Source organism: Pseudescherichia vulneris (assembly GCF_902164725.1).
Taxonomy (GTDB): Bacteria; Pseudomonadota; Gammaproteobacteria; order Enterobacterales; family Enterobacteriaceae; genus Pseudescherichia; species Pseudescherichia vulneris.
Genome location: NZ_LR607338.1, coordinates 4,131,998 through 4,141,348, shown reverse-complemented (window position 1 = coordinate 4,141,348; position 9,351 = coordinate 4,131,998). Strand labels below are relative to the sequence as shown.

General features: G+C 56.9%; 8 protein-coding genes. 7 read left to right on the top strand and 1 reads right to left on the bottom strand.

Annotated features, from left to right (window positions below; translation table 11 throughout):
* The first annotated feature begins 48 nt into the window (after positions 1-48).
* Both fkpB and ispH read left to right on the top strand, forming a co-directional pair.
* Positions 49-498: an FKBP-type peptidyl-prolyl cis-trans isomerase gene (gene fkpB / locus FN633_RS17200; protein ID WP_042388172.1), complete on the top strand. Its 450-nt coding sequence runs from the start codon at positions 49-51 to the stop codon at positions 496-498.
* A gap of 1 nt (position 499) precedes the next feature.
* Positions 500-1,450 (top strand): 4-hydroxy-3-methylbut-2-enyl diphosphate reductase, encoded by a 951-nt coding sequence (ispH, locus tag FN633_RS17195; RefSeq protein ID WP_154058565.1) that lies wholly within the window; start codon positions 500-502, stop codon positions 1,448-1,450.
* A 3-nt stretch (positions 1,451-1,453) separates the two neighbouring features.
* On the opposite strand, the gene FN633_RS17190 is transcribed toward ispH, so the two are convergent.
* Positions 1,454-2,362: a LysR family transcriptional regulator gene (locus FN633_RS17190; protein WP_154058564.1), complete on the bottom strand. Its 909-nt coding sequence runs from the start codon at positions 2,360-2,362 to the stop codon at positions 1,454-1,456.
* A 92-nt stretch (positions 2,363-2,454) separates the two neighbouring features.
* On the opposite strand from FN633_RS17190, the gene FN633_RS17185 reads away from it, so the two are divergent.
* From FN633_RS17185 to FN633_RS17165, 5 genes are all read left to right on the top strand, one after another.
* Entirely contained in the window at positions 2,455-3,084 is a 630-nt protein-coding gene (locus tag FN633_RS17185; RefSeq protein ID WP_154058563.1) for an alanyl-tRNA editing protein, read from the top strand.
* Between the two features lie 158 nt (positions 3,085-3,242).
* Positions 3,243-4,064 (top strand): 4-hydroxy-tetrahydrodipicolinate reductase, encoded by an 822-nt coding sequence (gene dapB / locus FN633_RS17180; protein WP_154058562.1) that lies wholly within the window; start codon positions 3,243-3,245, stop codon positions 4,062-4,064.
* Between the two features lie 454 nt (positions 4,065-4,518).
* Positions 4,519-5,667: a glutamine-hydrolyzing carbamoyl-phosphate synthase small subunit gene (gene carA / locus FN633_RS17175; protein ID WP_042388163.1), complete on the top strand. Its 1,149-nt coding sequence runs from the start codon at positions 4,519-4,521 to the stop codon at positions 5,665-5,667.
* Positions 5,668-5,685: 18 nt separating this feature from the next.
* Positions 5,686-8,910, top strand: a complete 3,225-nt coding sequence (gene carB / locus FN633_RS17170) for a carbamoyl-phosphate synthase large subunit (protein WP_042388161.1) — start codon at positions 5,686-5,688, stop codon at positions 8,908-8,910.
* 186 nt (positions 8,911-9,096) lie between these two features.
* Positions 9,097-9,330, top strand: a complete 234-nt coding sequence (locus FN633_RS17165) for a YgdI/YgdR family lipoprotein (RefSeq protein ID WP_042388159.1) — start codon at positions 9,097-9,099, stop codon at positions 9,328-9,330.
* Positions 9,331-9,351: the final 21 nt, after the last annotated feature.

Sequence of the window (9,351 nt, the reverse complement as noted above, 5' to 3'; positions counted from 1 at the left end):
AGGCCCGGTAAGCGCAGCGCCACCGGGCAAAACAAGTGAGCAATTTTCATGTCTAACTCTGTACAGAGCAACAGCGCGGTGCTGGTGCATTTCACGCTGAAGCTTGATGATGGCTCCGTTGCCGAATCTACCCGAAACAATGGCAAACCGGCGCTGTTTCGCCTCGGCGACGGCTCGCTGTCGGAAGGGCTAGAGCAGCATTTGCTGGGACTGAAAGCCGGTGAAAAGCGTGCCTTTTCGCTGGAGCCGGATGCCGCCTTTGGTATCAGCAGCCCGGATCTGATCCAGTACTTCTCGCGTCGTGAGTTTATGGAGGCGGGCGAACCGGAAATGGGTGCAATCATGCTGTTTACCGCAATGGATGGCAGCGAAATGCCAGGCGTGATCCGCGAGATTAACGGCGATTCGATCACCGTTGACTTCAACCATCCGCTGGCCGATCGCACCGTTCATTTTGATATTGAAGTGCTGGAAGTCGATCCGGCACTGGAGGCATAAGATGCAGATCCTGTTGGCCAACCCGCGCGGCTTCTGCGCCGGGGTAGACCGCGCTATCAGCATTGTTGAGAACGCGCTGGCAATCTACGGCGCGCCGATCTACGTGCGTCACGAAGTGGTGCATAACCGCTACGTTGTCGACAGCTTGCGCGAGCGCGGGGCGATCTTCATCGAGCAGATCAGCGAGGTGCCGGATGGCGCGATCCTGATCTTCTCGGCGCACGGCGTCTCTCAGGCGGTGCGTAACGAAGCCAAAAGCCGCGATCTGACGGTGTTTGACGCCACCTGTCCGCTGGTGACCAAGGTGCATATGGAAGTGGCGCGCGCCAGCCGCCGCGGCGAAGAGTCGATCCTCATCGGTCACGCTGGCCATCCGGAAGTGGAAGGCACGATGGGCCAGTACAGCAACCCGAAAGGGGGCATGTACCTCGTGGAGTCGCCGGAGGATGTGCTGACGCTTAACGTCAAAGACGAATCCCGCCTGTCGTTTATGACCCAGACCACCCTGTCGGTGGATGATACCTCTGACGTTATCGACGCCCTGCGTAGCCGCTTCCCAAAAATTGTCGGGCCGCGTAAGGATGATATCTGCTACGCCACCACCAATCGCCAGGAGGCGGTGCGCGCGCTGGCCGAACAGGCCGACGTGGTGCTGGTGGTGGGATCGAAAAACTCCTCTAACTCCAACCGGCTGGCGGAGCTTGCCCAGCGGATGGGGAAAGCGGCGTTTCTGATCGACGACGCATCCGATATCCAGGAAGCGTGGGTGGCGAACGTTGCCTGCGTCGGGGTTACCGCCGGGGCCTCCGCACCGGATATTCTGGTGCAGAACGTCATCGCCCGCCTGCAAGCGCTGGGCGGTGGAGAAGCCATTCCCCTTGAGGGCCGCGAAGAGAATATCGTCTTCGAAGTGCCGAAAGAGTTGCGCGTGGACGTGCGCGAAGTGCAGTAACCCTTAAACGATGCCGGTAGGCATCTTTTCGGTCAGATAGCTAATCAGTGCCCGCATTTTTGCGGGCATATGTTTATTTCGCGTCCACAGTAGCCATAGCTCACCAGAATAGGTGCTGATAAATTCCCACTCGGGCAACACCTGCACAATCTCCCTCCTCTCCAGCGCCTCGCGGGCGGTAAACAGCGGCAGGCTGCCAATACCGATATGCTGTTTAACCGCATCCAGACGCACGCCGGTATGGTTTGCCGCATAGCGGCCCCGCGTCTGGACGGTCTCCATCTTTTCCCGCAGACGAAATTTCCAGCGTGCGTCAGCAGGCGTTTCGCCGAGAGAGATGCAGCTGTGGCGACGCAGATCCTGCGGATGCGCGGGCGTTCCGTACTGGCGTAAATACTCAGGCGTGGCGCAGATCGCGTGGGTTACCGGCATCAGGGCTTTACCGTACAGGCCCGGCGAAGGGAAGTCGGTGATACGCAGCGCCAGATCAACGCCATCGTTAATTAAATCGACATAGCGATCCTCTAGCCGCAGGGTGACATCTATCTGCGGATAGCGGGCAAGAAACTCAGGCATCAGGGGATGGATAACGAAGCGCCCAACGGCTTTCGGTACGCTCAGGGTAAGCTTGCCCTGAGCAACGGTTTGCAGGCTGCCACCAGAGTCTAACGCCTGCCTGGCGGCCTCCAGCATCTCCTGGGCATGCTCGTAAACGGTTCTGCCTGTCTCCGTCAGGGCCAGCTTGCGGGTAGTGCGATGCAGCAGTTTACAGCCCATCTCCTGTTCAAGACGCGAGACGCAGCGGCTAATGGCCGAAGGTGTTGCTCCGCTCGCGCGCGCCGCAGCGGAGAAGCTACCCTGTTCAATGATGGTAACAAAGGTCGCAAGATCGGGAAGCAGAAGTGGGTTCATTTGTGCCTGATACGCAAAAGTGCAGTGATTGAAAAGGGAATTATCGTCCCGGAGATTATGAATATACTGTTCTCAGAGAGAGGAGAACAACCATGACTGAACGACTTTATTACACAAGCGATGCAACTCAGGGTACGGCCCAGGTGCTCAGCTGTACCGAAGAGCCTGATGGCCGCTATGCTATCGTGCTGGATAAGACCCTGTTTCATCCCCAGGGGGGAGGGCAGCCAGCCGACAGAGGAGAGATTGCTGGCATCCGCGTTGAGAGCGTCGTCCAGCGCGGAGAGAGCGTGATACATATCCTGCCGGAACCGCTTGCCGTAGGCGAAGTGACGATTCAGGTTGATGCAGAAACCCGCACTCTGCACTCGCGCTGGCACAGCGCAGGCCATCTGATCGGCTACGCGGCAGAGCGGCACGGCTGGCAGCCGATCAAGGCGCATCACTGGCCGGGCGAGGGGAAGGTCACGTTTATTGCTGGCGAGGGAGCCGCCGTACCGGACAGCGACATGCTGCTGGCAAGCATTGAGACATGGATAAGTGCCGGGCTACTGCGCCACGTGGCGTTCGAAAGCGATCGCCGTAAGGTTCGCTTTGGCGATCTGCCTGCCTATCTGTGCGGCGGTACGCATGTTTCTGACCTGCGAAATATTGATAAGCTGGTGATTGGCAGCATAAAACAGAAGAAAGGCCAGCTTACCATCAGTTATCTCCTGCCATAGCCTGTTGCTGCCGCTCAGGCAGCAATCATGTCTTTTGCTGATACTTTCCGACGTTTATCATTAAATTCTAATTATCGGCGTTTTCGGCTGGCGGCCCGTTAGCGGGCTGGTTAATCTGAAGGCGATTTATAGCATTTCATTAACAAAAGAGCACAACTATGCACGAAGCACAAATTCGCGTTGCCATTGCGGGCGCAGGTGGGCGCATGGGCCGCCAGCTGATCCAGGCGGCGCTAAACATGGATGGCGTAACGCTGGGTGCGGCGCTGGAGCGGGAGGGTTCTTCCCTGCTGGGCAGCGACGCCGGAGAGCTGGCGGGCGCGGGCAAATCAGGCGTGACGGTGCAGAGTAGCCTTGAAGCGGTGAAAGACGATTTCGATGTGTTTATCGATTTTACCCGCCCCGAAGGCACCCTGACCCATCTGGCGTTCTGTCGCCAGCATGGCAAAGGCATGGTCATTGGCACTACCGGCTTCGACGAGGCAGGTAAGCAGGCTATCAGCGACGCGGCAGAGACCATTGGCATTGTTTTTGCCGCTAACTTTAGCGTTGGCGTCAACGTCATGCTTAAGCTGCTGGAGAAAGCGGCGAAGGTGATGGGCGACTACACCGATATTGAAATTATTGAGGCGCATCATCGCCATAAGGTTGATGCTCCGTCGGGTACCGCGTTGGCCATGGGTGAAGCTATCGCCCACGCGCTAGATAAAGATTTGAAGGAGTGCGCCGTTTACAGTCGCGAAGGCTATACCGGTGAGCGCCAGCCGGGCACCATCGGTTTTGCCACCGTTCGCGCAGGCGACATCATTGGCGAGCACACCGCCATGTTTGCCGACGTGGGCGAGCGCATTGAGATTACCCATAAGGCCTCCAGCCGTATGACGTTCGCTAACGGTGCCGTTCGGGCTGCTTTGTGGCTTAAAGCACAGAATGACGGACTTTTTGATATGCGTGACGTGCTGGATCTCAACAATCTGTAGCATTTATTACCCATCGTGATGTGGTTATTGTGATCGCAATGCTTTGATTGCATGGGGCAATATTTTATTGCCCCATTATTTTATCTGTTTAATGTGATTTATGGTTTTAAATGGCTGTAATAGTGTTTCTTCTCTCTGTTTTTGGTGAAAATCGCCAGATTCTCCTCCTTCAACCCTGTTTTTACCGCTGCGTATAAAAAAGTGAAATTGATAGATGCGCGCAAGCGTTTTCCTCTGCAATTTAGCTCGCTTTTTTGCATGTTAATGTGCAGCTTATCTCTCAGGGTTGCAAAAAACCAAGAAAAAGTGGCTCGGGTGGTAGACTTTCATCAAGGTTGTCTCTAGAATGCCGCCGTTTGCCAAAAATACACCGGTAAGCAGATTTGCATTGATTTGTGGCTTCAATATGAATTAATATGCAAATAAAGTGAGTGAATATTCTCTGGAGGGTGTTTTGATTAAGTCAGCGCTATTGGTTCTGGAAGACGGAACCCAGTTTCACGGTCGGGCCATAGGGGCAACAGGTTCGGCGGTTGGGGAAGTCGTTTTCAATACTTCAATGACCGGTTATCAAGAAATCCTTACTGATCCCTCCTATTCCCGCCAAATCGTCACTCTTACTTATCCCCATATTGGTAATGTCGGCACTAACGAAGCCGATGAAGAAGCGTCCCAGGTTCACGCGCAAGGCCTAATTATTCGTGACCTGCCGCTGATTGCCAGCAACTACCGCAACACCGAAGACCTCTCTTCTTACCTCAAGCGCCATAACATCGTGGCCATTGCCGATATCGATACCCGTAAGCTGACCCGTCTGCTGCGCGAGAAGGGCGCTCAGAACGGCTGCATCATCGCTGGCGATAGCCCGGATGCGGCGCTGGCCCTGGAGAAAGCGAAAGCGTTCCCCGGCCTGAACGGCATGGACCTGGCGAAAGAGGTGTCTACCGCTGAATCCTATAGCTGGACTCAGGGAAGCTGGACGCTGGCCGGTGAGCTGCCGGAAGCGAAAAAAGAAGAGGAGCTGCCGTTCCACGTGGTGGCTTACGACTACGGCGCGAAGCGCAACATCCTGCGTATGCTGGTGGACAGAGGCTGCCGCCTGACGGTCGTCCCGGCGAAGACCCCGGCAGAAGAGGTGCTGAAGATGAACCCGGACGGCATTTTCCTCTCCAACGGCCCCGGTGACCCGGCCCCGTGCGACTACGCCATCGACGCTATCCAGGCCTTCCTGGCTACCGATATTCCGGTGTTTGGGATCTGCCTCGGCCATCAGCTGCTGGCCCTGGCGAGCGGTGCCAAAACCGTGAAGATGAAGTTTGGTCACCACGGCGGTAACCATCCGGTTAAAGATATTGATAACAACACGGTGATGATCACGGCGCAAAACCACGGCTTTGCAGTGGATGAGGCGACCATGCCAGCTAACCTGCGCGTAACGCATACCTCGCTGTTCGACGGTACCCTGCAGGGTATTCATCGTACCGATAAGCCAGCGTTCAGCTTCCAGGGGCACCCGGAAGCGAGCCCAGGCCCGCACGATGCTGCGCCGCTGTTCGACCACTTTATCGAATTGATTAAGCACTACCGTTCTACCGCCAAATAATCAGGAGCCGAGAAGACCATGCCAAAACGTACAGATATTAAAAGCATCCTGATCCTTGGCGCAGGCCCGATCGTTATCGGCCAGGCCTGCGAATTTGACTACTCCGGTGCTCAGGCCTGTAAAGCCCTGCGTGAAGAGGGTTACCGCGTCATCCTGGTTAACTCCAACCCGGCGACCATCATGACCGACCCGGAGATGGCGGACGCAACCTACATTGAGCCTATCCACTGGGAAGTGGTGCGCAAAATCATCGAAAAAGAGCGCCCGGATGCGGTGCTGCCGACCATGGGCGGCCAGACGGCGCTGAACTGCGCCCTGGAGCTGGAGCGTCAGGGCGTGCTGGAAGAGTTCGGCGTGACCATGATTGGCGCAACCGCCGACGCGATTGATAAAGCCGAAGATCGCCGCCGTTTCGATGTCGCGATGAAGAAAATCGGCCTCGATACCGCCCGTTCCGGCATTGCGCATAACATGGAAGAGGCGCTGGCGGTTGCCGCTGACGTCGGCTACCCGTGCATCATTCGTCCCTCATTCACCATGGGCGGTACCGGCGGCGGTATCGCCTATAACCGCGAAGAGTTCGAAGAGATCTGCGCCCGCGGTCTGGATCTCTCTCCAACCAACGAACTGCTGATTGATGAGTCGCTGATCGGCTGGAAAGAGTATGAGATGGAGGTGGTGCGCGATAAGAACGATAACTGCATCATCGTCTGCTCTATCGAAAACTTTGACGCCATGGGTATCCACACCGGTGACTCCATCACCGTGGCCCCGGCGCAGACCCTGACCGACAAAGAGTATCAGATCATGCGTAACGCCTCGATGGCGGTACTGCGTGAAATCGGCGTGGAAACCGGCGGCTCTAACGTCCAGTTCTCGGTGAACCCGAAAAACGGTCGCTTGATCGTTATCGAGATGAACCCGCGCGTCTCCCGCTCCTCGGCGCTAGCATCAAAAGCCACCGGCTTCCCGATTGCCAAAGTCGCGGCCAAGCTGGCGGTGGGCTACACCCTCGACGAGCTGATGAACGACATCACCGGCGGCCGTACGCCAGCGTCGTTTGAGCCCTCTATCGACTACGTCGTCACTAAAATTCCACGCTTCAACTTCGAGAAGTTCGTCGGTGCCAACGACCGCCTGACCACCCAGATGAAGTCAGTAGGCGAAGTGATGGCGATTGGCCGCACCCAGCAGGAGTCGCTGCAGAAAGCGCTGCGCGGCCTGGAAGTGGGCGCAACCGGTTTTGACCCGAAGGTGAGCCTGGACGATCCGGAAGCGCTGACCAAAATTCGCCGCGAGCTGAAAGACGCGGGCGCAGAGCGTATCTGGTACATTGCGGATGCGTTCCGTGCGGGCCTGTCGGTTGACGGCGTCTTTAACCTGACCAACGTTGACCGCTGGTTCCTGGTTCAAATTGAAGAGTTGGTGCGCCTGGAAGAGAAGGTGGCGGAAGTGGGCATCAACGGTCTCGACGCTGACTTCCTGCGCCAGCTGAAGCGCAAAGGCTTTGCCGATGCACGTCTGGCCAAGCTGGCGGGCGTGCGTGAAACAGAAGTCCGCAAGCTGCGCGAACAGTACAATCTGCACCCGGTCTACAAGCGTGTGGATACCTGTGCCGCAGAGTTCTCTACCGATACCGCCTACATGTACTCCACCTATGAGGAGGAGTGCGAGGCTAACCCGACTCAGGATCGTGACAAAATCATGGTACTGGGCGGCGGGCCAAACCGTATCGGCCAGGGCATTGAGTTCGATTACTGCTGCGTACACGCCTCGCTGGCGCTGCGCGAAGACGGTTACGAGACCATCATGGTCAACTGTAACCCGGAAACCGTCTCCACCGACTACGACACCTCGGATCGCCTCTACTTCGAGCCGGTCACGCTGGAAGACGTGCTGGAGATCGTGCGCATCGAGAAGCCGAAAGGCGTTATCGTGCAGTACGGCGGCCAGACCCCGCTGAAGCTGGCCCGTGCCCTGGAAGCCGCTGGCGTACCGGTTATCGGTACCAGCCCGGATGCCATCGACCGTGCTGAAGACCGTGAACGCTTCCAGCAGGCGGTAGACCGTCTGAAGCTGAAGCAGCCGGCAAACGCCACCGTGACCGCTATCGAGCAGGCGGTTGAGAAGGCAAAAGAGATTGGCTATCCGCTGGTGGTGCGTCCCTCCTATGTGCTGGGCGGCCGGGCGATGGAGATTGTCTACGACGAGATCGACCTGCGTCGCTACTTTATGACGGCGGTGAGCGTCTCCAACGACGCGCCGGTGCTGCTGGATCGGTTCCTCGACGACGCGGTAGAGGTGGATGTGGATGCCATCTGCGACGGCGAGATGGTGCTGATCGGCGGCATCATGGAGCATATCGAGCAGGCGGGCGTGCACTCCGGTGACTCGGCCTGTTCGCTTCCGGCCTATACCCTCAGCCAGGAGATCCAGGACGTAATGCGCCAGCAGGTGCAGAAGCTGGCCTTCGAGTTGCAGGTGCGTGGCCTGATGAACGTGCAGTTCGCGGTGAAGGACAACGAAGTTTACCTGATCGAGGTTAACCCACGCGCGGCGCGTACCGTACCATTCGTCTCCAAGGCCACCGGCGTGCCGCTGGCGAAAGTGGCTGCGCGAGTGATGGCAGGGAAGTCCCTGACCGAGCAGGGCGTCACCAAAGAGATTATCCCGCCGTACTACTCGGTGAAAGAGGTGGTGCTGCCGTTCAACAAGTTCCCAGGCGTGGATCCGCTGTTAGGGCCAGAGATGCGCTCTACCGGTGAAGTAATGGGCGTAGGCCGCACCTTTGCCGAGGCGTTTGCCAAGGCACAGCTGGGCAGTAACTCGACCATGAAGAAACAGGGCCGCGCGCTGCTCTCCGTACGCGAAGGCGACAAAGAGCGCGTCGTTGACCTGGCTGCCAAGCTGCTGAAGTTCGGCTTTGAGCTGGACGCTACCCACGGCACGGCGATTGTGCTGGGTGAAGCCGGTATCAACCCGCGTCTGGTGAACAAGGTGCATGAGGGTCGTCCGCACATTCAGGATCGTATCAAGAATGGCGAGTACACCTACATCATCAACACCACCGCAGGCCGTCAGGCGATTGAGGATTCCAAGCTGATCCGTCGCAGCGCCCTGCAGTATAAGGTGCACTACGACACCACGCTGAACGGCGGCTTCGCCACGGCGATGGCGCTGAATGCGGACGCAACCGAGAAAGTGACTTCCGTGCAGGAGATGCACGCGCAGATCGTTAAATAAGCGCCTGCAAACGTTATCCAAACCCGCTCCGGCGGGTTTTTTCATTTCTACGGGGCTGGTGGTTGTGCGGCAATGCGTTATTGTTCGCTGCCTAAGAGTGTTCTGTATTTCCCTGATACATCAGACAAATAGTCTACAGTTAGTCATGAAGATAACTGAAATTCACCTAAAAGCAGGGAGAACACCATGCAAAAGCGCATTCTCATTACGTCTATTTTGGCCGCAGCAACATTATTTACCGTAGCGGGTTGTTCCTCTAATCAGGCGGTGAAAACCACCGACGGCAAAACCATTGTGACTGACGGAAAACCAAAGGTAGACAGTGACACCGGCATGGTATCGTACAAAAATGCCGCAACCGGTCAAACAGAGCAGATCAATCGCGACCAGCTGAAAAATATGAGCGAACTCGATAACTAATTCTATCTTTTCAGCGTTATC

What these genes read in the sequence shown, in the direction of transcription:
- fkpB (WP_042388172.1), top strand. Translation starts at nt 49, where the DNA reads ATGTCTAACTCTGTACAGAGCAACAGCGCGGTGCTGGTGCATTTCACG.
- ispH (WP_154058565.1), top strand. Translation starts at nt 500, where the DNA reads ATGCAGATCCTGTTGGCCAACCCGCGCGGCTTCTGCGCCGGGGTAGAC.
- FN633_RS17190 (WP_154058564.1), bottom strand. Translation starts at nt 2,362, where the DNA reads ATGAACCCACTTCTGCTTCCCGATCTTGCGACCTTTGTTACCATCATT.
- FN633_RS17185 (WP_154058563.1), top strand. Translation starts at nt 2,455, where the DNA reads ATGACTGAACGACTTTATTACACAAGCGATGCAACTCAGGGTACGGCC.
- dapB (WP_154058562.1), top strand. Translation starts at nt 3,243, where the DNA reads ATGCACGAAGCACAAATTCGCGTTGCCATTGCGGGCGCAGGTGGGCGC.
- carB (WP_042388161.1), top strand. Translation starts at nt 5,686, where the DNA reads ATGCCAAAACGTACAGATATTAAAAGCATCCTGATCCTTGGCGCAGGC.
- FN633_RS17165 (WP_042388159.1), top strand. Translation starts at nt 9,097, where the DNA reads ATGCAAAAGCGCATTCTCATTACGTCTATTTTGGCCGCAGCAACATTA.